20 protein-coding genes are annotated in these 23,631 nt (G+C 52.6%); 2 read left to right on the top strand and 18 right to left on the bottom strand.

Features of this window, described 5'->3' with window-relative positions:
- The first annotated feature begins 205 nt into the window (after positions 1–205).
- The gene (locus ACI7MX_RS08095; RefSeq protein ID WP_405588384.1) at positions 206–730 is read left to right on the top strand and encodes a DUF4946 domain-containing protein; all 525 of its coding nucleotides are present in this window, start codon (positions 206–208) and stop codon (positions 728–730) included.
- Here ACI7MX_RS08095 and ACI7MX_RS08090 read toward each other — a convergent pair.
- The 17 genes from ACI7MX_RS08090 to ACI7MX_RS08010 form a co-directional block, all read right to left on the bottom strand.
- Entirely contained in the window at positions 727–1,107 is a 381-nt protein-coding gene (locus ACI7MX_RS08090; RefSeq protein ID WP_314485889.1) for a RidA family protein, read from the bottom strand. The genes ACI7MX_RS08095 and ACI7MX_RS08090 overlap by 4 nt on opposite strands.
- Before the next feature lie 122 nt (positions 1,108–1,229).
- A complete protein-coding gene (locus tag ACI7MX_RS08085; RefSeq protein ID WP_405588381.1) occupies positions 1,230–1,847 on the bottom strand; it encodes a DUF4255 domain-containing protein in 618 nt (205 codons plus the stop codon).
- Positions 1,848–1,866: 19 nt separating this feature from the next.
- Positions 1,867–3,915 carry an ATP-binding protein gene (locus ACI7MX_RS08080; RefSeq protein ID WP_405588379.1) on the bottom strand — a complete coding sequence of 683 codons (2,049 nt, stop codon included), beginning with the start codon at positions 3,913–3,915 and terminating at the stop codon, positions 1,867–1,869.
- Between the two features lie 212 nt (positions 3,916–4,127).
- Positions 4,128–5,642 (bottom strand): contractile injection system tape measure protein, encoded by a 1,515-nt coding sequence (locus ACI7MX_RS08075; RefSeq protein ID WP_405588376.1) that lies wholly within the window; start codon positions 5,640–5,642, stop codon positions 4,128–4,130.
- Positions 5,643–5,744: 102 nt separating this feature from the next.
- Complete coding sequence (locus tag ACI7MX_RS08070; protein WP_405588373.1) at positions 5,745–6,719, bottom strand: hypothetical protein; 975 nt, start codon at positions 6,717–6,719, stop codon at positions 5,745–5,747.
- 38 nt (positions 6,720–6,757) lie between these two features.
- On the bottom strand, positions 6,758–9,499 hold the full coding sequence (locus ACI7MX_RS08065) for a hypothetical protein (RefSeq protein ID WP_405588370.1): 2,742 nt from the start codon (positions 9,497–9,499) through the stop codon (positions 6,758–6,760).
- Positions 9,496–12,276, bottom strand: a complete 2,781-nt coding sequence (locus tag ACI7MX_RS08060; RefSeq protein ID WP_405588368.1) for a hypothetical protein — start codon at positions 12,274–12,276, stop codon at positions 9,496–9,498. The genes ACI7MX_RS08065 and ACI7MX_RS08060 overlap by 4 nt, the downstream gene beginning before the upstream one ends.
- A 136-nt stretch (positions 12,277–12,412) precedes the next feature.
- A complete protein-coding gene (locus ACI7MX_RS08055; RefSeq protein WP_314485903.1) occupies positions 12,413–12,868 on the bottom strand; it encodes a GPW/gp25 family protein in 456 nt (151 codons plus the stop codon).
- Between the two features lie 65 nt (positions 12,869–12,933).
- The gene (locus ACI7MX_RS08050; RefSeq protein WP_405588364.1) at positions 12,934–14,448 is read right to left on the bottom strand and encodes a phage baseplate assembly protein V; all 1,515 of its coding nucleotides are present in this window, start codon (positions 14,446–14,448) and stop codon (positions 12,934–12,936) included.
- The gene (locus ACI7MX_RS08045; RefSeq protein ID WP_405588361.1) at positions 14,445–15,260 is read right to left on the bottom strand and encodes a hypothetical protein; all 816 of its coding nucleotides are present in this window, start codon (positions 15,258–15,260) and stop codon (positions 14,445–14,447) included. Before ACI7MX_RS08045 ends, ACI7MX_RS08050 begins: the two co-directional genes overlap by 4 nt.
- A complete protein-coding gene (locus ACI7MX_RS08040; RefSeq protein ID WP_405588358.1) occupies positions 15,236–15,427 on the bottom strand; it encodes a DUF5908 family protein in 192 nt (63 codons plus the stop codon). The genes ACI7MX_RS08045 and ACI7MX_RS08040 overlap by 25 nt, the downstream gene beginning before the upstream one ends.
- Positions 15,424–15,906 (bottom strand): phage tail protein, encoded by a 483-nt coding sequence (locus ACI7MX_RS08035; protein WP_405588355.1) that lies wholly within the window; start codon positions 15,904–15,906, stop codon positions 15,424–15,426. The genes ACI7MX_RS08040 and ACI7MX_RS08035 overlap by 4 nt, the downstream gene beginning before the upstream one ends.
- A complete protein-coding gene (locus tag ACI7MX_RS08030; RefSeq protein ID WP_405588352.1) occupies positions 15,903–17,159 on the bottom strand; it encodes a phage tail sheath family protein in 1,257 nt (418 codons plus the stop codon). Before ACI7MX_RS08030 ends, ACI7MX_RS08035 begins: the two co-directional genes overlap by 4 nt.
- Complete coding sequence (locus ACI7MX_RS08025; protein ID WP_405588349.1) at positions 17,152–18,660, bottom strand: phage tail sheath family protein; 1,509 nt, start codon at positions 18,658–18,660, stop codon at positions 17,152–17,154. The genes ACI7MX_RS08030 and ACI7MX_RS08025 overlap by 8 nt, the downstream gene beginning before the upstream one ends.
- A gap of 87 nt (positions 18,661–18,747) precedes the next feature.
- Positions 18,748–19,848, bottom strand: coding sequence for a phage tail sheath family protein (locus tag ACI7MX_RS08020; protein ID WP_405588347.1), 1,101 nt, complete (start codon positions 19,846–19,848; stop codon positions 18,748–18,750).
- A gap of 96 nt (positions 19,849–19,944) precedes the next feature.
- A complete protein-coding gene (locus ACI7MX_RS08015; protein ID WP_405588344.1) occupies positions 19,945–21,030 on the bottom strand; it encodes a phage tail sheath family protein in 1,086 nt (361 codons plus the stop codon).
- A 42-nt stretch (positions 21,031–21,072) separates the two neighbouring features.
- Entirely contained in the window at positions 21,073–21,522 is a 450-nt protein-coding gene (locus ACI7MX_RS08010) for a phage tail protein (RefSeq protein ID WP_314485921.1), read from the bottom strand.
- Positions 21,523–22,065: 543 nt separating this feature from the next.
- On the opposite strand from ACI7MX_RS08010, the gene ACI7MX_RS08005 reads away from it, so the two are divergent.
- Positions 22,066–23,259, top strand: coding sequence for an ATP-binding protein (locus ACI7MX_RS08005; protein WP_405588341.1), 1,194 nt, complete (start codon positions 22,066–22,068; stop codon positions 23,257–23,259).
- A 91-nt stretch (positions 23,260–23,350) separates the two neighbouring features.
- On the opposite strand, the gene ACI7MX_RS08000 is transcribed toward ACI7MX_RS08005, so the two are convergent.
- Entirely contained in the window at positions 23,351–23,548 is a 198-nt protein-coding gene (locus ACI7MX_RS08000; protein WP_314485925.1) for a hypothetical protein, read from the bottom strand.
- Between the last annotated feature and the right edge of the window lie 83 nt (positions 23,549–23,631).

The following is a 23,631-nucleotide window of genomic DNA, read 5'->3' as shown; positions in this document are numbered from 1 at the left end:
GTCGTTACCACGCGGCCGGGGCGAACGGAAAACACCTTACAGACCACGCCCCGGCCATAAGAGGGGCGCGATTGTCCGGGATTAGGCATAAGAAGCAAAGGGTTAGCTGAGCAATGGTGAAAAATCTTGTCACACAACAACGCATTAGATGTACACCTGTTGATACAATCTACCCGTCCACTTTTCACTGAAAAGGCCTGCCCTGATGCCCTGCTCGCTTCGTTTCACCGCACTGTTCGCATTGCTGTTATGCGCTGGGGCCCATGCCGAGCAACTGATGATCACCTGGCCCGCCGACTGGGAGGTTCAGGCCCTGCCGCCAGCATCCGACAGCCACAACCTGCGTCAGCGGGCGGTCAAGAATGACGCCAATGGCGACCCGTTAATGGTCATGGAGCTGACCCAGACCACGCTTGCGCCCGAGCATCACGTCAATATGGACGCGGTGCTGCTGCAAATGCGCAAGACGCTGCAAAAAAATTTCGCCAGCGCCGGCTATCAAAGTGCTTGCAACAAGATTCATGACAGCACCTTGGGTGGCCTCAAAGCACTGCAAACCACGTGCAAGATCACTCAGAACGGCAACCACGTGATCACCCAGACCCTCGTGGCCGCCACCCAAGGCAGTAGCGCTTATGCCCTCTCCTACGCCGGGCCTGCTGAGGGTTACAAGGCCAACGAAGCAGAGGTCAATGGCATACGTGCCAGCTTGCAGCTAAGTAAACCTTAGGCCTTGGCGGCCATGGCGGTCACCTCAACCCGCATGCCTTCGACCGCCAGTGCAGCCACCCCAACGGCGGCACGAACGGGCCACGGCTTGGCAAAGAAGCGGGTGTAAACCTCGTTGAAGGCTGCGCGGTCAGCCATATCCGTGAGGTAAATGGTCAGGTGCATCACTCGGTCCATCGAGCTGCCCGCCCGTTCCAGTGCGACTTTAAGCGCCTGCAAGGTGCATTCACTTTGTTCGGTAATTCCACCCAGCTCCAGACTGCCATCGGCACGGGTCGGAATCTGGGTGGACATCAGCACACCGGCAAAACCGGCTACGTCAGATGAAATCGACGCTGCATCAGGATCAGGAGTGAAGGTGATGTCGTGGTTAGCCATGCCATTAGCCTTGGAGTCAGGGAAAAGAAGGCCGCAGTATAACGGGCTGAATCGCTATCAGCACAAACCTGAACCCCCGCTTGGCTTTCACACGGGATATGGCCACAACAGCACTCATTGCTTCACTGTTTTGCCTTCTTGGGTGCAGCTGGTTTTCTCAGTTGTTTGATGCCATGTTTGCTCTTGACTGTAATCGTTCCTACAGGATCGACGGCTGGCAGAATGTCGTTCAACGGCACTCGAATAGTTGCATCGTAGGTCAGGCATAGTCTGGGGCGATTACCCAGCGCCTGCCAAAAATTACCAAGGCTATTCAAGTGCTCCGAAGGCATCAGTCGTGAAAAAAGACTACCGCCACCAGGCAACTCCCGATTGTTAATCAGCGCACCGGTGATCCAGCTGATCACTTTCATTTGCTGACTGTCCGGCCCCTGACCGGACTCTCCCCCGTCCGAAGGGTCCCAATACGTGATGAGGTAAGAGCAACGAAGATAAACATTGGCCACTGCGTATTTCTTGTCAGCTTTAACGTATTGACGAGGCTCACCCTCACGCAGTTCAAGGTCTTCGGTCAGTTGGTAAAGAAATACACTCACGGTGGGTGATTCTACCGGCGAATCGAGTTTTGGAAGATCAAAACGAATAATGACGTCGGTGCCCAAGCCGACGTTCAAGACGTCTTCCAGGGCCGTGTTGAGCTTGATTATTGCGCTGTGTGTATTGTCTTTGGTCGATTTCATCTCGCATTCTCCACGACGCTCATGAATAGATTTTTCCCAACTTGCCCATCTCGCGCTTGAGTGCCTGTTCAAGGTGGCGAAGCTCGACACACCGGGACTCATCCTCGGCTGCCAGCCACGTTGCCAGTAACGCCACATTGCGGATGTTAGAACCGGATATTTCTACTCGCCGGGCTAGGTCGGCGAAGTCGATGGCATCACTTAATGCAAGACCGTGGGGCCAGATGGCCTGCCACATCCGTTCGCGCATGCTGACATCAGGCATGCTGAAACGGGTCATGAAGGTGATGCGTCGATTGAAGGCGGTGTCCAGGTTAGCGCGGTTATTGGTCGACAAAATGACCAGACCCGGATGCTGCTCCAAACGCTGTAATAAGTACGACACTTCAATATTGGCATGACGATCATGGGAGTCCTGGGTGGCGGTGCGTTTACCGAACAGCGCATCGGCCTCGTCGAAAAATAAAACCCCGCAGTCGCGCTCTGCCAGGTCGAAAATTTTTGCCAGATGCTTTTCCGTTTCACCGATGTACTTGTTGACCACCGCTGACAAGTCAATCTGCATCAAGTCCACACCCAGCTCGCCCGCCAGCACTTCAGCGGTCATGGTTTTACCGGTGCCCGATTCGCCATAAAACAACGCGCTGATGCCGGTGGCACGCCCAAGCTTATGGCCAAAGCCCCTATTCAAGACCCCGTCGCGCTGACGGATGGCGCTAAGAATTTCCTGGAGCTGTACCTGCACTTCGCTGCTGACGATCAAGTCATCAAACGTGCGTACCGGTTCGATTCGGTGAACCAGCGATCCAAAATCCTGATGCATGCGCACCTGTAACGCCCGACGTAAATCGCCCTCATCAGGCGAAGTCGAGTCGCAGCGCTGAGTCGCATACAAGCTGGCCTCTTGCAGGGTGATCGCCAAGTGCGCATGTTGCAGTGGGTAGCGCTGCGCCAAGGTGGCAATGTCGACACTTTCTTCAACCCCCAGCGCCCCAACCTGTAGATAAAAAAGGCGCGCGTCGATATGCACAACGTCATTAGGCACCTCAAGCACCACATGGGGCAGATTGCCCAGACGCATGACCGGCAAGTGCCGGGCAATGACCACCAGCACAGGCCCTGTATGCCGGGCCAGACGCGATTCAAGAAACGCCAGCAAATGCGGGCGGTTGTCGCGCAATGGCCCTGCACCGCTCAGCATCAAACCCGCCCCGCGTAAACGCACTTCGCGCAGCGCCTGCGTGACCAAACTGCAAGCCTGTGTGAGGTCATCGGGCAGCAGGCTGAGGTTAAGCAGCAGTGTTTGCCGTTTATTACGCGCCAACACTTGAGCAACCAGACCCGCGACACTGGCTTCGGTGGAGGTGCGCAGCACCACGCACATCGCCCCCTGCCGGCTAGCGGGCTGGCAGCAACGACTCAGGTGCTCGGCGAACGGATGTTCGATGGACTGTGAAGACGGCACCACCCAGGATGCGCACAATTCCAGGGCAAAGGGCAACGCCTGATGCCCCAGCAGAAAGTGGAATACTGCAGGGTCTAGGGTCAAGGGCGTTTGCAGCGTACCGCCTAACACCGGGTCGGTTTTGAACAGCCCGTGTGAAAACAAGGTCGCGCCGGGGTGCAGATACAGTTGCCCGTGGGCTTGCTCAATCACATTGCTGCACAGCAGCGACAACGCAAACTCAGCGGTGATGGCCGAACGGTTCTCACCGCGCAGGCAGGCAATCAGCGTGCTATACCCGGCATCGAGCATGGGCAACAGGCACAACAGCAACACATCACGCTCAAACGGGTTGAGATCGAAATGCCCTAATAATTGGTCCAACCGACTGCCGGGGCGCAGCGTGCCACGCCAGCGGTACTCAGCCCAGCCGGGGATTTCCTGCTCCCAACGGGTGACCCCCACTTGAGCCACAAGGTTTTCCAGCAACACGTGCGCGTTAGGCAGCAGCATCTGCGACAGATTCGACATCGTGCTCTGGTCCAATAAATCGCGGATGCGCCGTTTGAAACGGGTATCAACGTCTTCGAGCTGAGCGGTCAAGTCCAGCAAATAGTCGGTCATTGCGTTGAATACCCTCACTGTCGCCGTTAGGAGTAGCGCATCCCTTGCGTCATCAATGCCCCTGTAGCCGCTGACGAGGCACGAGGCTGCGATCGGGCGCGAAGCGGTCGTAATTGAGACACCATCGGTGTGTCAGAAATATTCGGTGAATCAGGTTTTACGACCGCTTCGCGCTCGATCGCAGCCTCGTGCCTCGTCAGCGGCTACTATTTTCACCCCACAGACGTCGCCTCATAAAAGCTGAGGTACAACGGCTGCGTTAACCACGGATAGCTCAGCACCGAGACAGGCCACGGCACCGGCGGTGGCGTCTTGGCACCCGGCTCCAGCTCAATTTCAAGCGACCATTGCCCGCCTTGCAGGCTCAACTTCCCAGGTCGCTGTAGAAAACGTTCGCGCAGTTCTGCCAGGGTAAAATCCGACCAATTGTCCAGAGGTGCAGTGGGCGGTCTGGCCAGCCAGGCATCCAGTTCGGTGAGGTCGTCGGGGTTGTCTTCAAACCCGTCTGGCACTGCCAGCGGCAAGCCTATTGGCATGCCACACAGCCAGCGCAACAACGCCGAATCCGGCCAGTCCTCGCCCCTCAACAACGGCCCTTCACCCCATACCAGCGCTTGCAGACAGCGCAAGGCATGGAAATTACTTTCGGGTTGCACCCATTGCTGATCCTCCAGCAGGCCCATTTTTTTAAACAAAGAAGGCAACAAGGGCCAAAGCAGCACCAGCCCGGCTTCATGGATAGGCCAGGTCATGCCTGCGTTGATGCGGATCGGGGGTTCAGGGCGGGGGGTGGGTTGAGCACTCAACGGCAGTGGACTGATCGACAGCGGTTGCGCGTTCGCTGGGGGTAAATCCAGGGGACCTGAACGTGCGGGCGAGAGAGAGGCACGTACGGGCGTAGGTGTGATTGTGGCCAGTGCTTCGGCCAAACAGGTCTTAGCTTCGGCAGTGGAGCACAGCAAGTGCAACCACTGACGGACTTCGACACGTAAGGGATAAGCCAGCAGGCGGGGTAACCAGGTGCGCAGGGTAGTGACGTCGATTGCCACCGGTAGCGTTTGTAACGTTGCAGGAGGATTGGGTACTGGAATCTGCGGATGGCGCTGCAAATACACCAACGCACTTAAGGGTAAAATCGCAGCCAAGTTCGTTCGAGTGACGTTGTCAACAAGGACTTCTTGAGACAGAACAGTAACGATCGAGTTAAGGGTTAAAGAGCCAAGGCGATTGAACCAGAATCGTAATTTGACAGGTTGCAATAGCGATTGTGCGAGCTGGTATGGGGCCGGACTGGAGGTAAGGTAAACATTAGGCAAATAGTGATATTCTTTAAGTTCTTCCGAGGTTTCGGGCAACCCATAATTATCTACCCTATCCGCCGAATAGACGTATTTCGAAGATTCATTATTTGCTGCATTGGAGTCTTGCAACACATCGCTTTCTAAGTGCGCTTCCTGCCACATACTGACTTGCTGCCTTAATTGCGAATACAATCGCGCTTGAAGCTCAACCTCCCAACTTGAGAGGTTTAGCGTTCCAAGCTTAATAACAAGCCTATCAATTTTTAAGGGCGGTGAAATTGAAAGAATCTGATCAAGGCCTGTCACGAGGACATTATTAAACAAGGAACTCGTTAGCGCCAGCAACACATCACCCTTAAGAGATGAGTTGTTGCAAAGCCTAAATCTAATGCACCTTACTGAACTACTGAGCTGTTCGCCGTACATTAGTCCTCCACAAACACCATAATCTCTGTTTAGAACCCACACATTTCAAAGAAGCAATGTTAAGTTATAGACAACTCAACCCCTCCGTTCGCCCTATTAAAATTAAAGCTCGGAAATAGTAAAGTTCCAATGAAGCGTATTACCCCCGCGGGTCAGCCATACATCAAAATCGCCATTAATATTATCCCCATCGAGATATACGAAAGTAAAGTGACCTCTATCAAGTGACGAATACTCAACCAAAGGCGCCACCCCCTGCCAAGTAAAAGCACTCATGTAGGGTCCAAACACATAACTCCCAGTAGCAATCCCTCTAACCACTACGTGCGTAAGAGACATCCTTGTAAAAAAAACACTTACCGCATTATCACCTGCCCAGTGAGTCGCTTGGTAAAGCTTTGCAAATATGTACTTCCAAGAATCTGTGGCCAATGAAACAGTATTAGCATCGACAGTAATCCCTACACCTGGACCTACACTAATTTTTCCATCCTCTCCTGTCAAACCATCCCCGGCCGCAGTTCCAGCATTCAGACTAACAGTGTCTGCCCCGACAGTAATCCCTAGACCTTGACCAACACTAATTTTACCACTACTGCCTGTCAAACCACTCCCGGCCACATTTACAGCATCCAGAATAACTGAATCTTCAGCGATAGTAATCCCAGCACCCGCACCTATGTTAAATGCACCACCAGCTCCTGACAAACCATACCCGGCCACAGTTACAGTATCCAAACTAACAGTATTATCACCGACAATAATCCCATTACCCGCACCTACGTTAAATACACTATTAGCACCTGTTAAACCAGCACCAGCCAAGCCATCTATATCAACACCCAAAGCAGAACCCTCCGCCTTTATAAATCCGACTCCTAAACCTGGTCCTGATGAACCCTCCTCCCCCTCCACGCCCAACAACTTATGCAAATAATGCACATACTCAATCAACATCACATAATCCGCTTCCCGTGGCACGGCGCCTGCTTTGAAGAGATCCTTGACTTTCTTAAAGCCATCCTCTAACTCAGGCAATGCTTTAACGCCTTCAACTTTGGTTTCACGCTTGGCCATAGCCTTATTCCCTCTGCAATAGTTATTTGAGAAGCCGTTTAAGTCACGTCACGCGGTATATACACGACTTGCGCCGCCTCAACTTGTTCTTTAGAGCCGTCCTCCCACCGACTGACAGGCGGCTCAGTCGCCTCTTGATACCACTCACTGCTCATCTCTTCTGGGTCAACAATATGATAAGTTCCAATCCCTTTCCCCGGCGCAGGCAATTGCCCCAATGACAATTGCTTCATCAGTTCATAACTGGTTTGTCCTAACCGTGACTCGGATGCTGCTAGCTGCCACGCTTTATAATTCTGCCCAAAATATTCGAATTCATCTTCACTCAACCAATGCACATCCGCCTGTATGTGGGCGGGCATTTCTTCGCGGACTATTTGTGCCACCCAGGCCATAACTTCTTCAGGACGGTCTTCTTTGAGCCACCGATCACGGTCAAGTACGACACCCACCTTGAGCGAAAAACGATCAACAATTTCAGCTTCAACGCGATACCAAAAAACTTGATTATTAGCCGCTGGCCATGCAGTTGTTGCCTTCACCAACAGTGTGCCATGAGGAATATCAACCTCAGTAACTTCAGCGGTAAATTCCACGGGCTTAATCAAAGACGGATCAATCTTCACAGTGTCCCCCTTTTTAAACAGATGAACACTGTAAGGCACGCTCATACGATAGAGAGATTCAGCACGTGGATTTGAACCTGCGGAGGTCACCACTTCATAATCCAATTTATAATCCATACGCCTCAGCCAGACATTACTGTTGTTACAGGTGATGAGATCCTCAAGTCCGTCTAGCTGATCAGCATATCCACTCAACTCCTTATTATTACTCAGGTCTAGATAGATAATATTCGAATCTACCCGTACCACCAAAGCCCAGAGAATGATAATTTTAGGATTATCTACCACTAAACTGATCAATTGCCCCGCAACGGGTAACTCGTCACCTTCAAACACCAACTTAAGTTGCTTGACATCGTTGTCAATCGTAACAAGTGTCGCCAACTTAACTGTGCGGTCGACAAAATCAACATTGGGCATTTCTGGCAACAAGGTAATGTAATCGATCACATAAACGGGTAATTTTTCAAGTTCAGGCGTTTCAGAGAAAATTTTAGCGCCAATACCCAGTCGAAAGGCCAGTCGTTTATTGAACGCTGTCACCGTATTAACCGGTACGTTGGCTCGCCCATAACCCAACTCGGCCCATTGCGCCAACGCAGCACGCTGGCTTTCAAAAAACTCGTCATCTACTTGCGAATCTGATCCTGTTTTATTGAAGACCCGTGGCGCTCGCTGGCTGCCAAAGTAGCCCAGCAAGTAATTAATAGTGGCCAGCCCTTTTTCATAATCCTGAAAATAACCTGAACCTATAGCGCCCACGGGCTGATCAAAGGAAAGTAATTTCGACAAGCCGGCCAGTTCTTTACAGCTATTATCAACCCACTGTTGAAAGAGTGAGAGGAAATCTTTTAAACGCTGGCGCTCTACCGTCTCTGTTTCATCCCGTTGATTGTCATCGTTAAGGCCATAGCAGTCGGGCAAAAGCCCCGGTATATCTAGAGCATCCTTCAGAGATCCAAGGAATTGACCCTGTGGGCCTGTGACCTGAGTATGAGGTGTTCTCGTTGGCCAATTGATGTAAGGCTTCACCTCGTCTGACGTTAAATTCTGACGTTGGCCCCGTTTGAAAAGTCGCAAGGTAGAGTCATCCCCCGTAATATATGTATCTGGGTACTCATGCCAAAAAATGAGATGTTGCCCTTTGCTCACTGTTTTTACCCAGTCGACCTTTACAGCATCCCAACTTAGACGCCGCACCTGTTTAATCCCATCAATTTTTAACAATTCAAGCGGTAACTTACGTAAATCGATGGATTGGCCTACCGTGTAATCTACATCAGGTAGAGGTTGGGTAATCCACCCGTTATCCAATTTCGGACCGTTGTACAGTGTCTCTATTGATCCTCCGGAAACTAGATGGGCCTCTTCAACGTCGCGCCGTGGCCAAGGTGCATAGAGCTTAGTGACTGTTTCCCATATCATGCCTATCACTCGCGCCGGTTCTTGACAATCATCGTCAAGTTCAACGTCTATATAGGGGCGCAAATATACATAATTCCAAGTCACATCTTTAATTAACCGTACTTGCTCTCCTAAGTTACGATGCCGGATCAAGTAGCTGTTGATCATTGCCATTAATTTAGGCCTGTACAACCATGAATAGGCTTCAACATAAAGCCTATAACCGCCAAGCAAGACCTGTGGCGCACTATCAATTGTTACGGTGTTATTTGAAAAGGTGAATGTGCCATTTTCCGAATCGTAAAAATACTTATAACGTTCAGCCTCCGACTCTCTCACCAATTGCGCATTACGAAACATGAAAAAACCATCTTCGTCACACAAATCCATAATCCCACGGCGGTAATCATCCTCAGTGACAGGAGACACCGTCAGCGCTTTTTCTGGCCCGAAGGCAGGGTCAAAAACCGGCTGCCCCTGCCCCGGCGTGAGCAAATCAATGAGCGGATGGGTATGCCGATAGCTCAAATCGGCGATGGCGTAGGTGGCCGCTTGCAACAAGGTGGTGCCAGGGTCATGTTCAGCGGTATCGGTCCACTCTAGATGGCCATGTTCCAACACGATCAAACTCGCCATCTGCCACAAGGTGTCGAAGTGAATGAACTCGCGTAGTTCAGGCACGGTATTGATCAGGTTTTGCTCTACATCAGCCGAAATGATCGCGCTATTGAGGTCATCTGAAAGGCTCATGGCGTTGTCCTCAATGTACGTTTTAGCCTGACTCTATCTCTAGGACCATTGGATGGCGTCCACGCCAGTGCCCTAACCAGTACCAGCACCTCAGAAGGCTTAGCGACTATCGAAACCTCCCTGTCATTAAGCTTAAGCAAATCAACGCTCTTGACCCAGGGCATTTGCAGGATCGCCGTCAGCACTTCGTAGTAATCAAGATTGACTCCCACGGCCACCGCACCCGCTCCGCCAGTCGTGCCCCAAGGCATAAAACGTTCGGCCAGGGTGTCCTCCACCTGCTGGTAGCCATAGCCTTCGCTGATGCCATCTATGAAGCTCAGTTTGTAATAGACGTTAACGTCTGTGTAGACCGGGTTATTCAGACTGAACAGCAGCCACGGGGACGCCAAGCTGCGCACGTAAGCAGCCATTTGGCTCAAACGTGCACTGTTAAGTTTTGGCCGTAGAGGGTCGCTGTTGTCTTGTTCACCCAGTTCCGGAATCACCACCAGTTGCAAGCGAGCCTGATCCTCTAACCGAGTTGGCGTTGCCTGTTGAACGGTGTCCGCTATCCGCACATCGTGCAGTTCTGTAAAGCGCTCCAACAGCAGTTCAGAAATATCGGCACGGGTCACGATGCGTCCCCGGTGGGCCAGGCGACGTGCCACACGGTTCATGAATGCCGAGGCATCTTCTGCGGGCAATCCACCCACTGAGGGCCAGGGCTGGATAAAACCCTGCACACCGTCAAGACCTTCCACGGCATGGGCGATGGTCTCGCTGGGTAATACCGCATCCAGGCCACTGACGCGGGTCGCCAATACTGCGTTGCTCAGCAGGCCGTACACCCAAGGGGTGTCGGCAGGCTCGCTGGCCAATGCTTTTGTAGGGGATGCCCAGGTACCTTTTATCCAGTGACGACCATTACTGCCTTCAGCATCCACTTTCAGCCAGGCATCCTCAGGCAGACGCGTGCGCCAAAGACCGGATTGCGACAGCCCCTGGGTGTCGTCCTTCACCCATGCGTCCAGACTTGACCAGCCATCATCGTCAATCATGTACGCCCAAGTGACCTCTTGCCGTTTTGGGCTGCGCAGGTTCCAGTAGAGGCTCAGCTCTTGACCGGGACGCACGCCGGTCCAGCCAATAAACAGTTCTGCACCTTCATTCAGCAAGGGCGCGCGGGTGTATCCAAAGGGGGTCAATACCTGTTGTATGTCTTGCTCGCCATTGAGTTCTGCGCTGTATTGATAGTTGACTTGCAAGCGTTTCAGCAGCGCGGTACAGGGCGGTTTTAAGGGTTCGCCCTCAGCGTTGGCGATGCCCAATTGTTGGCGGTATTCAGCATGCCGAAAGTCCTGACCCGCCAGTTCAAGGCACAGGCTTTGGCCCTCACGCGGGTCGTCGCTGTCTGTTTTGCCACGACTCTGGCAAGCAAACTCAAAGGTCAAAGGCCGGGCAACCGGCGCACTGTTACGTTTGCCACTGTCCGCAAACAGCGGCTGGGTGGCAGGGGTAACGGGCGTCTGTGTTCCGAGCAGGGAGGCTTTGAGCTGGAAGCCGGTGGTGGCCATTTTCGGTGCCAGCGTCGTCTCGCCCAAATTTTTATAGTGGGCGTACCACGCGGCGAAGGATTCTTCAGGCAAACCCAGCCATTGCGGGATCAAGGTGACGGTCACGCTGCCGGTGGGCTTTACCCAGTCGCTGCTCGATAAGTAAAAGGCATTGCCACACAAGGGTTCGTAGCCAAAGGGGTGGACTTGCTGATTGATGGCGCCGCGCCCGGCGTCGGTCGCCATGCGCACATCCCGGGCGGCAACGACCTCAAGGGTCAGGTGGGTGACTGCGGGCACTGACAGGCCATCCAGGTGTTGCAGTTTGAGCATGGGCACACTGTAACCCCAGCCATCCAGACCCGGGACCGCCTCAATGGCCGGCGCCAAGGCATCCACATTTAAGATGAGGCCGTTATCTGCCCAGTCGGCACTCAGTGCTTGCCATTGGCCAGCTCCGCTAAACCAGGCCAGCAAGCGATCCGGGCGGGCAGGTTGCGTCGCAAAGGTCAGCTTCAGGGTGCGTTGCCCACGGTTCAGGGCAAGGGCCGGACTGGCAATAATGCGCCCTGCCCGGTTTCGCACGTCCACTGCGCTCGCGGGTAAATTGGCACGTGCCGATGTGGCGTCAAACAACCGCAGCCCGCCCTCGGGCCAGTCAATACCATCCGCCTCGCTATACACATACGTAGCCTCCGGAACCCCCGGATCCTCCGCAGAGGCAAACATGGCTAACGGCAGCGACCAACCCAAGTCACTGAAGTGACCGCCGTTGGCGACCACGTTGCTGTCCAGTGCATACTGCTGCGGGTTCTGTTGCGCATCCTGCCCCCCATCGAGCAATGTGCCAGCCGGAATCAGGCGCTCTTTTATGCCCGATACCAACTCAACACCCACCACCACGCGATCAGCTACCGGGGCACGCTCACTCAGGCCCAGCATTTTGCGGTAATACAGGTCGCGATGACGCGCAGCCACGGTATTGAGCAGGGCTTGCGGCGTTTCCAGCTGGCGCAGAAATGCCAGCAGAAAGGCCTGCTGTGGAGGTAAGTCGCCTTGTGGAGCATTGAGTAATGCCTGAAGCCCAACCAGCAAAGGATCATCCTCCTTTGGAAACCAGAACTTATCCCACTCAAGGTCGCCTGTTTGCTTTTTGGCCTCTTCCAACCACCTTTGCAGGTGCCATTGCAGTGTCCGGTCATCCAGAATGAAAGGAACACTGGTAATTTCGTTAGCATCCATAGAAATCAGACCTTACTCGTGGCGCGGCAGATGTGGCCCTGCGTGTGAAACGGGGCACCGTGCTAATCAGTGTTTCGCCAGCCCTGCCCTGTGCTTGATCGCTCTGGGTGAGAGCGACGGGTAGAAGCGCTGCGTATTACCGCCGAAACGTATCCAGTCGATCATGACGGGCTCCCAATCGGCGCAAGGTGCTGAAACCACTGTTTAAATCCAGTTCGATGCCGACCGTTTCGAGCTGGTCAATGCCTTGCAGGCGGTAGCTGACCTGGATGTACAGGTGGTTGGGCAAGCCGGAAACCTGTTCGACGCGCAAGTCGTCAAGGTCAACTCTGGGCTCGTCACTCAACACGCTGTCTGCGATGCGAATTCGCAAGGCTGCCAACAGATCACTGCTGATGTTTTCAAACACCACCGCTTGCAGGCCACAGCCGTAGTCGGGGCGCATAATCCGTTCGCCCGGCTCGGTACGGAACAGGATCTCGAGGCTTTGAGCGATATCCTCTTCGTCCAGTACCATGACCGGCCCTGCTTGCGTAAATTCGGGTGGGAACTTCCAGCCTCGCCCGTAGATGCCAACCCAGCTATTCGCCATGTTTGAGCTCCCTTCAGTGTTCTTCAATCCAAGCCATCGCGGTGAGGGAGTGGCCCTGGAGAAGGTTAATTCTTGAGGTCTATTTTTGGCCCTTTAATCACTACGCCTGTGGACTCCATCGCCATGCTGTTTTGGTCGCTAATCAGATTGAATGAGCCCTTTTTCAGATCAAACAGCCAGCTGTGCTTTTTGCCCTTACTCACATACTGGAAACCCTTGAGCGCGTTGTCTTCGCTAGGCTCGAACGGCGCTTTGTTTTTGGGGTTGTGCAGCGCACCCAAAATCAACGGGTAACGCGGATCGTCATCGACAAAGGTGACAATCACTTCATCGCCAGCTTCGGGATACAGGCACAAGCCCATGTCTTTACTGGCATACGGACTGCCCATGCGGGCAAACAGGGATTCTTCGACGCCCAACATGGGAATTTTGATCAGCAGCCTGTTCAGGCCGCTGTCGTCTTTTTTGTAGCGTTGCACCACGCCAATAATCGGTCGGGTGTTGCGCGGCAGGCTGGCACTGTCCTGCGCTTGCACCAACGGCATGCCGGTGGCCACCACGCAGGTCCAGTTGCCGCGCATCCACGTGTGCTCCAGCATGCTGATCACGCCTTTGCCGGAAAAACCGCTTCCAAACCCACGGAGTTCCAGGGTGTCGCCCAATTCATAATTAAGGGTGATTTCACCTTCACCTGCATATTCGCGCACACGCAGCCACACCTGGATGCCAGCAGCCTGTTGCGCCAGTTTCCGGGCATCCGCAAGTGCCTGAGCCTCATTGTTCTGCGACCACACCGACTGTTTGAGTGCGAGCCCAGGTTTGACACTCAGCGGTTTTATTTGGGTGGCCAAAGCACCATCGCCAATAGTTTTGGCCTTGCCGGTGACGGTACTGGAGAGTTTTTGCTCTCGGACATCCCAGTACTGCAAAGTCACGTCGCCTGATTGCACGACATTGCTGAACCGCCACTGGGCATCTTCCACTTTCACTTCTTTTTTCGGGTCGTCGCTGATGGCATTTACCACATGAATCTTTCTACCCAGTAACGGTGGCCGGCACTCGACCTTTTTGCGGGTGGGGATAAGCCACACGGGGTAAGCCGCCAGACGGCTTTGCAGGAACTGCCAGTCGGAACAGTCCCACTGAATCATCTGCTTGTGCACAGTGCTCATTTGTGAAACTGAGGCGGGCACCTCGTGCTCATTCAACAAACCTGCAACGATCTGATCATCGTTCTTGTCCTGAAAAACCTGACTACGCAGGGTGTTGACCAGACGCTGCAAGGGGTGTTTGACCAGCAGCCGAAACTCTTTGTCCTTGAACCCCACACTTTGCTCCACGATTAAGCCTTTAAAGACTTCCAGTGAGCCCTCTTTGATCGTCAACTCCTCGCCCGGCCTGCACTTTTCGGCCAGCGCCGAACATTCTTTCCACCAAGTGGTTTTGCTGCCTTTAGGGCGTTGCAACACGATGCTCGCTTCGGGAATCCACTGCACACTGCGGCGTATTTCGACCCGAACGGCCACAAAATTCTCCAGCACCTTGCCGGCACACAGGATTTGCGGAGGCAGCGGGTTCATACGGCTGGCTCCGGCCACAATAAGCTGTCGCCCGGCTCGAAGTCATTGAGATGCACAAGGCCATTGGTCAAGGCCAAATCCAGATAATCGACTGCTTCGCGGCCCGGCGTATTACTGGCGAGCAAGGGCAGTGAACAGCCCTGCGGCACTCGAACCAGACTGCGTTGAACATTGGCGAACCAAGTACCCTCGCCTTCGTAGGCTCGTTGCGTACGCACGCCCATCCACTGCGCGTGGGTACTTGAGCGTCGTTGCAGGGCAATACGTCGACGTACCGCGGGGGTTGCTCCTGTCGGTGGCTTGGCCCCTTTGGACGCGGGGGAGGCAATAGGATGATCAGACACCAGATCCAGCTTGACCCTGGCCCTGAGCGGTTCACCATCGCTGTCGAAAATTTCCTGAGTCACCGTCAGGCTGACAAAGCGGCCGATAAAACTGCCCGTCCCGTCCCATGGCTGATCGCCCCAGGTTACTTTCAAGTAACGTGTTTCTCCCGAGGTGCCATCTTTGCTTCCACACAGTTGACAAAGCTTGGATAACTGATCGGTGACAGAGGCCAGATTGCCCGGCAGCAAGCCGTCAAAAACCAGGGGTAAAGACAAGCCGCCATTGCCCATGCGCTCAAATCGCATACCGTGGTTGGCATCGCTCACCGCTTCATTGGGCGAATAAACAGCTGCGTAGGTCTGATCCAGCTGGGTGGGGTTATACATCGCCGTGAAACTGCCCACCGAGTTGTTCTTTTTAATATCGTCGTGCTGCGCGTAAGCCGTAATGGTTAATTTGCTTAACGCCCGTTCAAAAATCGCCATGGTGCTTCCCCTTCACGATTTCGCATGGCTTCGCGCAGAGCTTCGCGCATCTCGCGTCGCCACTCTGCCCTGAGCTGCTCTATTTGCTGTTCGTCCAATACCGTTGACCCTGGCGTGCCACCGCCTTCTATGCGGGCTTCTATGATCAGCTCTCTGATTTCGATCATGCGTTTAATCCAATGCGCAGCATTTCGCTGTAAGAGAACTCCAGCGTGTTGAGCAACACTTCGCTGCTGGAGGCATTCAAATCACTGGTGCTCCAACCGATCGGTAACACATCGCTGAAGGTCCACGATGCCATCGGCACGCTGGTTTCATGGTCAAGCATGATTACGATGACGGTCATGTAAGACATGCTGAATTCTTCGAGGGAATCGTAGAGCCGATATTTGAGCGAGGAGTGCGATCGAACGCCTTCGTGGAACGTGATGGTGCCGTGGCTGACACGCTCCGGCAGGTACACCACGCCCGTGTTGTCGCCGCCTTGGTACAAAGGCTTGACGTCAAGCTTGTTACCAAGGCCCGAGATGCGGGTGAATGCATAATCGGAAGGTAAAGGGATGTAATTCTTGAAAAAAGTGGCAATAAAGCGATGGCTCAATGAAGGCCACACCAAACTCTCATGCACATTTCGTAACAGGCTCATGACACCACCTCACTTCGGTTGGGTGTGGACAGACGGGTCAAGATCTGTGTTTCACCGGTGTGAAGTTGCAAATGCAGTTCGATAAATTCGGCCGGCGCGTAAAACGCCAGGTTGATCTGGATAATCAGCAATCCGTCATCGAGATCAGCACGTGTCATGCTCACGCCCACTCCAATCTTGATGGTGAAGGCATCGGCTTCAACGGCCCCGGCCAGTCCCCCTACTTTCCATAACTTGCGCAGCCACACTCGGATGACGCCCTCGAGCCGCAGCCAGGTCATTTCATTATTCGGCTCGAACAAGGCAAAGCGCACCACTTCACGCAACGAGGCCTGCACATAAGATGCGGTGCGGCGCACTTGTACGTAACGCCAGGGGTTGCTTGCCGATTCATCCGAGGACAGCAACGTTTGATCACCCCAGACCCGCACCCCCCGACGCTGAAAAGAGCGAATGCGATTGAGGGAGGCGCTGGGCGAAGCAAGCGACGGCCTTGTTAGTTGAGTGGGGCGCAATACTTCCGGGAGTTCTTCGTTGGCGGGGGCCTTCCACACACCTCGCTCACGGTCAGTTCTTTGCATCATGGCGATGACGGCTGATGAGCAAGGGATTGACTTGGGGTTGGCTGGGTTTGCCTGGTAGGCCGAGTAAGTAATCAGCGGGGGCCAATAAAGGGCGCCGTGGGAGCGGTCTTCGGCGGGATCACACAAAACCTCTCTTAGAATATGAATGACCCTACTAGGGTCATCTGGCCCGTCCAACACCACGAATACATGATCATCACGGGCGGACGAGCTGAGCAGAAACTGTATGACATCGCGCCACGCTAAGATGTTGTGCTCTTCTATCAAGCCCAAGTCTGGAACTGCCAGCAGTGTGCATTGCGGAGCTTGCGCCCAGACCTGCGACCATGGAACTTTTTGCAAGACAGCTAATAAAGTGTCAGGACTGTTTCCATACCTTCCAAAGGTACCTAAAGACAGTACATAACAGCGTTCACCGCCTACTTTGAAGTAATGTTCAAGAGCGTCGTATAAGGCAAATTCATGATCACTTCCTGGCTGCTCAGAGCCACCAAAACTATCAACGAACTCAGGAAAACTACTCAACACATGAACTTCATTTGCGCCTTTCTCCGTGAACCCTGCAAACAGCGGCAAGGCGGTCGGCAGTGCAGTGGGCTGCGAACGCGCAGCGCCATGCACGACGCGCACACCGGGCTCGGCATAGGTGGAGTTGGCAAAGTCAGACATAGTCGCCAACCTCGGCAAGGGCTTTAGAGCCGGCCTGTTCAATGTTTTGGGTAAACCGCAAGACCACAAACTCAACAGGGCGTACAGCCGCCAGGCCGATCTCGACGATGAGATTGCCTTCTTCAAGGTCCTGAGCGGTCATGGTGACGCCTAAACCCACCTGTACGAAGTAAGCCTCTTCAGGCTTCTTGCCCTGCAAAGCACCTTCTTGCCAAAGCGCGTATAAATAGTTGTCGATTGCAGCGCGCACGGTCTCCCAGGTGGCAGAGTGATTGGGTTCAAACATGGCTTTACCCAAAGCGGCCTTCACATCACGCTCCACACTGTTGAACAAACGCCGAACCGGCACGTAAATCCAGTTCTTATCGGAGTTTTGCGCCGTGCCTTTGAGCGTGCGAGCCCCCCAGACCATGATCCCCTTGGAGGTAAATGAGCGAATGGCATTGACGCCTGCGGCATGCACGTCGGTCAGTTTTGAAAGGGTCATATTAGGGGGGGTGGCCGTTGCGGCAGTGCCGCTAATCTCGACCAGTGATTTAACCCCCGCAACTGCAATATTGGCGGGCGCCTTCCAAACACCGCGAGTTCGGTCAGTCAGCGCATAAAGACCGGCCATCGCCGGGCTGGCACGCAGGTAGATGGGTAGATACTCATAACTGAAATTCCCCATACCATTGATTATCATTGCATGAGTAGCCGAAGCAGTTTCAGAATCTGGATCGGCAGGCTGATTTTCAACTGGGGGTTTAATACCCTCTATCAACTGAGCAAGCGTATAAATACCATTTTTATAACCTGTTAATAAAATTTGTTCAGGAGCGATTTCAACTTCAGCAGGCTTGTAAAAAGTCCGAAAAGCTGGATAGTAGGCCGCGACATATGGGTGGTCTTCAAGTCCTGCAGGCGCAGCTCCATTCGGAGAGTCCGAAATCAAAAAATACCCTTGATTATTTGATAGCAGTTGACTCAGGGCACTATAGACAGCCGAATCAATTTCGGGAGTCAAATATTCACAATATACTAACAAAGAAATATCAGGATACTCTTCAATCGCAGTAGCTAAGAGTTCTGGTTTGTCATCTCTCAAATTAAGCACATAGCACTCACCTCCCCCATTCTCGAAATAATGACGAACTGAGAAACTACCCCGCGCAAATTCTATCCCCTCCAAATTATATATTGGAAAAACTTGGACTTGTTCCTCACCTTCATCCTCGCGCTCATCACCTGCACTTAGTTTTGACTTCGACTTCGACTTCGACTTCGACTTAACAGAAACCTCGTCAGGGGAACTTAATCGTATCAACAAATTATTAGAGTAAAATTTCTCTAAAAAATTCATCCAATTCTCAACACGCACACATTTGTCCGAATTGACGCCCTCCTTTGCGGAAAACCTTCCGACAAATACCGGAATGGCCGTTGAGCGCCCAGAAATCGACAGCGCAAGGGACGCATCTTCGGAGATATAAACCCCCGGAAAAGTGACTTGAACAGCCATAGCTTTGACTCCCTTGCTCATACCGTAATTGAGTGAGTAGCGGCGTTAAATTTAAGCCTGCCCATCTTGGGCTTGGCCAGTAAAGCACTAAGGCAACGCCATATTCTGAGTAAATTTCAGAATGATAAATTCTGCGGGCCGTACAGCTTTAAGACCGACGTCGACAATAAGCTTGCCTTCTTCAATATCCGTTTCGCTCATGGTCAAACCCAAGCCCACCAGAACATTGAAAGCCTCTTCAGGCTTGCCCCCCTGCAACGCGCCTTGCTGCCAAAGTGCATACAAGTAGTTATAAATAGCCGCCCTCACTTTCTCCCAGGTCGGTTGGTTATTGGTCTCAAACATCATGGCCCGCATGGCGTTCTCAATATCATGCTCCACCATGTTAAATAACCGCCTCACTGACACGTATCGCCACCGATCAATATCCAAAGAAAGCGTGCGCGCGCCCCACAACAAGGTGCCCTTGCCCGTAAACTCACGAAACAAGTTCAAGGGTTTTTCATAATCGTTGTAGAGGCCATGAACTTCTTTGGAAAGATGCTGCTTTAATGAAAGACCACCCGCCACGGCTATATTGGCAGGCGCCTTCCATACCCCACGCGTGCTGTCAGTACGGGCAATTAATCCGGCGGCTACTGCGCTGGGTGGTACATCAACATTGTCGTTATTTACAAACCATGGCCCATATACAGCAGCATGATCAGTAGAAGGGTAGTTTTTCATAACCTCTGCTGGTTCATTTGGTAACACCCCTAGGAACTCGGTCGCTCTAGAAGGAGAATCAAATAAAGCGAAAGTGTTACAACCGGCTGATCTGAGAATATCAATCTTATCAAAAAAAGCGGATTCAAGTCCCATTACGCCGAGCCCAGCCTCCACTATCAAAGTGACAACGCCAGGATTGCTTAGCAAGTTTATATCTAAATCCCTAACAGCGCTCACATAACATCTACCCCCCCCATTAATATAATAATATTTAAGTGAATTATACAAAGACTCACGAATTTCTAAAATATCTAACAACGACACAAAATCAAGCCAACTATCCACTTTAATTAATTCGTAAGATTTAATAGGATATTCATCGCTGAATACAAATACGGGCACTGCAGTCTCACTCGAAGAAATATTCAGCCCAGGGCTGGCATCTTCTTCGATGTATACACCGGGGTAGGCATAAGGCATACATGCTCCTCAACGCCAACTCGGTGTGGGCGTTATTTAAACAAGTCAAACCAAGTAAAGCATACCTAATTGAAAGTGACCCATCTACTCAAGGGCTCAAGGCGTACCAATATTCTGAGTAAATTTAAGAATAATGAATTCCACTGGGCGCACCGCATTAAGACCAATTTCAACAACAAGCTTGCCCGCTTCGATTTGCGTTTTCGTCATCGTTACACCCTGGCCGACATTAATATAAAAGGCCAACTCGGGTTTGCTACCCATCAACGCGCCTTGCTGCCATAGCGAGTAAAGGTAATTGTAAGCCGCAGCCCTTACTTTCTCCCATGTGGGCTGATTGTTAGGCTCGAACATCATGCCCTCCATCGCCCGGCTAATATCACGCTCGACGGTATCAAACAATCGCCGTACCGACACATAGCGCCATGGCTTGATGTTCGAGGAGAGGGTTCGCGCGCCCCACAACAGTGTGCTGCCGCCCGGAAACGTACGGAACAAGTTCAATGGCTTTTCATTGTTGTTGTAGTCGCCGTGAACCTTCTCGGAAAAACGCTTATTGGGTGTCAGGCCTCCCGCCAGAGCCACATTGGCCGGCGCTTTCCATACACCCCGTTCATTGTCTGTTTTAGCGAACAAGCCCGCAGCGGCAGCACTGGGCGGAACGTGCTGGGTTCTACCCGGCTTAATCAACCAAGGCCCGTAGACTGCGGCATTGTTGGAGTCGGTGTACTCATTCATATCATCAGTCGAATCCGTAAGCGTTGGGATGCTGTCAAGTATTGCAAATACAGTTTTACCCGCGCCGGTAATCTGACCGAGAGCGCTGCTGAATTCAGTATCAGTAACAGCCACCCCTGCCGATACCAACAACGTGATGTCATCTTGAGCAGGCACTAACTTCTCTAAGTTTTTTACTTGACACAGATAAGCCCTGCCGCCCCCACACTGAAAATACGCTTCCATAGAGAGGTAAAGCATGCCCTCAACATCGGGCTTTCCATTTGCCTCTTTTTTTACCAGCCCTAGAAAATCCAGCCAGGAATCAACTCTTTCCAACTTGTCAGACTCAACTTTTGTGCCATCGTGTGCAAACACCGGTACGGCGGTCGCACTGGATGAAATGGAAAGCCCCGGGGTTGCGTCTTCTTCTATATAGACGCCGGGATAGGTATATGCGGGCATGAAAAACTCCTTCACCACTGTTCAATGGGGAACGTCGCGGGGTTAGTGAAATTCTACTTTCAGACGATCTGCCATCAAGGTGACTTCTTCCATCGCCACTTCATTACCCGATGCACTCAAACTTGGGCCATTTAAGGCAGTGATAAAGGCATTGCTGACGTTCCAGGAGATCAATAGCTCAGTGCCGGTTTCGTCTGTCAGGCTGATCAGAATGTCTTTCTTGTCCACCGTGTTAAATGAGATGGAGTTAAACCAGTCCGACAGTTCTTTTCGACGCTTGGCCATACCTCGACGCAGGGTGATATTGATTGGCTGGCGCTGACCCGGCATCAAGCACCAGTGGCCTGTACCGTCTTTGTAAGTTATGGTCTCAACCGTTTGGTTCAACCCGGAGACTTCGCTGAAGGCCATCGCAACATCGCCAACGGTGACCACAAACCGGTAGGTGGGGATCGGACACATTTCCGAAATTTCGAGTGCTGAAGTGGCCATTAGGCCTCCTGGCTGGAACCGCTGAACAATTTTCGCACGGGTGATAAGGACACCTACCCGGGCACTGTTTTGACATCATTCTTTTCACTGAGAGAACGGGCACTCTTGACCACAACCCACCGTTAAATTAACCCTAGACCAATAAAACTTGAGTCAAGTTGCCGCCCGTCAAAATTGTTTAAAAATGTTCAAAACAGGATAACAAGAATCAGGTTTGATCCAGTTCGCTCACTTTTTTTCTCCCGCCAACATCGTTAAGGCATGCCAGCTTTGCAGCGCTGATACCCATTTGAGGGGGTTTCATTTGGGGAAGGGATTGGGTTGAGGTCGTGAGGCCATCTTCAACAAATAGGTTTGTTGAGCGCTGTACGTGCCGTTATTCTTGAAGCGCCACAGTAGGAAATTGGCTACACAATTCACTCTGACAGCCAAAATCTTGCACACTGCCGGCAGATCGGCGTCGATAAATAGTTCGCGGTATTCGTTAGCCTGCCCCGAGATTAACCGCTAGGCTTGGCCTTCCTACTTCACGACGCCCTGCCCATGATTGACTCAACATTTTCTGTCGATATTGAGGCTATACGCCGTATCGATGCCGTGCCGGTCATTCTAGGTATGGTCAAACACCTGACCGGAATGCGCTTTGCTGCGGTGGCCCGGGTGACTGAACATAATTGGGTAGCGTGCGCGGTCGACGACTCAATAGATTTCGGTCTATCCCCCGGCGGTGAACTGGTGCTCGAGTCGACCATTTGCCAAGAAATTCGCCAACACCACAGGCCGGTCATTTTTGCCAATGCCAGTCATCATCCTCTCTACTCTCAGCACCACACACCCAAAACTTACGGATTAGAAAGCTATATTTCTATTCCCATCATTAAGGCAAACGGCGAGTTCTTCGGCACTTTGTGTGCCATTGACGTAGTGCCTGCCACGCTTGATGAAGCTGCAATCATCAAGACATTGACCCTTTTTGCGCAATTGATTGCGATGAGCCTAGACACCCAGCATCACCTGGATACCACCCAGGCGGCACTGGAAGATGCCAATGAAAATGGCCGTCTTCGAGAGCAGTTCATTGCGGTATTGGGTCATGACTTGCGAACGCCGCTCAGTGCCATACAGATGAGCGCTGAACTGCTGGAAACCAAAACGACCGATAAACGATCATTGGGTCTTATATCGGCCATCCACAACAGTTCGGTGCGCATGGGCCGCCTTATTGAGAACGTTCTGGATTTTGCACGGGGGCGTTTGGGGGGCGGTATTCCTATCAGAAGTCAGTGGGTCGACGACCTGGCACGAACACTTGAATTGACGGTGGACGAAGTCAGGGCGGCGCACCCCAAAGCCGTCATAACCCTGTCAATGGCGTTACCCGCCGGTGTTCACTGCGACCCTTTGCGCATCAGCCAGCTACTGTCGAATTTGCTGGGTAATGCGGTCACCCATGGCTCTGATTCGAGCCCCGTCGATGTCTGCGCCAGTATGGAAAAAGACCACGTTGTTTTGTCAGTGACAAATCAAGGGAACCCCATACCCGGCACATTGATACCCCTGCTATTTCACCCCTTCACCCGATCAGAGGCAGGACAACGCGGCGAAGGGTTGGGGTTGGGCCTTTATATTGCCTCGCAGATCGTCACGGCCCATAACGGCACGTTGACAGTGACTTCAACTGAAGCGACCGGCACCCGGTTTGTCGCCCGATTTCAGGCTCGGATGTGCCGGATTTAACGCTAAGAACAGCCACACTTCAGGCGCATACAACTTCGCACGGAGCAGTGTCGGCCAGTGGCCTGCCCGCCCCAACCGGCCGCCAAGCGCGTTACTTTTCAGGGTGTTCGCTGGTGACCGAGTCAGCGGCTTCCACATCTGACATGTCTTCTTCGAGATGCGCATCGTCCTTGGACGTCACTGGGGTTGCAGTGTCTTTGGTTTTTTGGTCAACACCCGTCTCGTTGTCTGTGATCCCGGCACGAACTTTCTGAGACACATTGCCTGGTGCATTTTCGTCGATATCCATGCTGGCTCTCCCTTGAGTAGCACGGGATGCCCGCGCTTAAACATGTGAGTGATCAAAGCATGACAAGTGCCGTGTACTGGACG

Origin of the sequence: Pseudomonas sp. 2024-210, assembly GCF_045062345.1 — a bacterium.
In the GTDB taxonomy this organism is placed as follows: Bacteria; Pseudomonadota; Gammaproteobacteria; order Pseudomonadales; family Pseudomonadaceae; genus Aquipseudomonas.
This window is presented reverse-complemented; position numbering and strand designations above follow the sequence as displayed.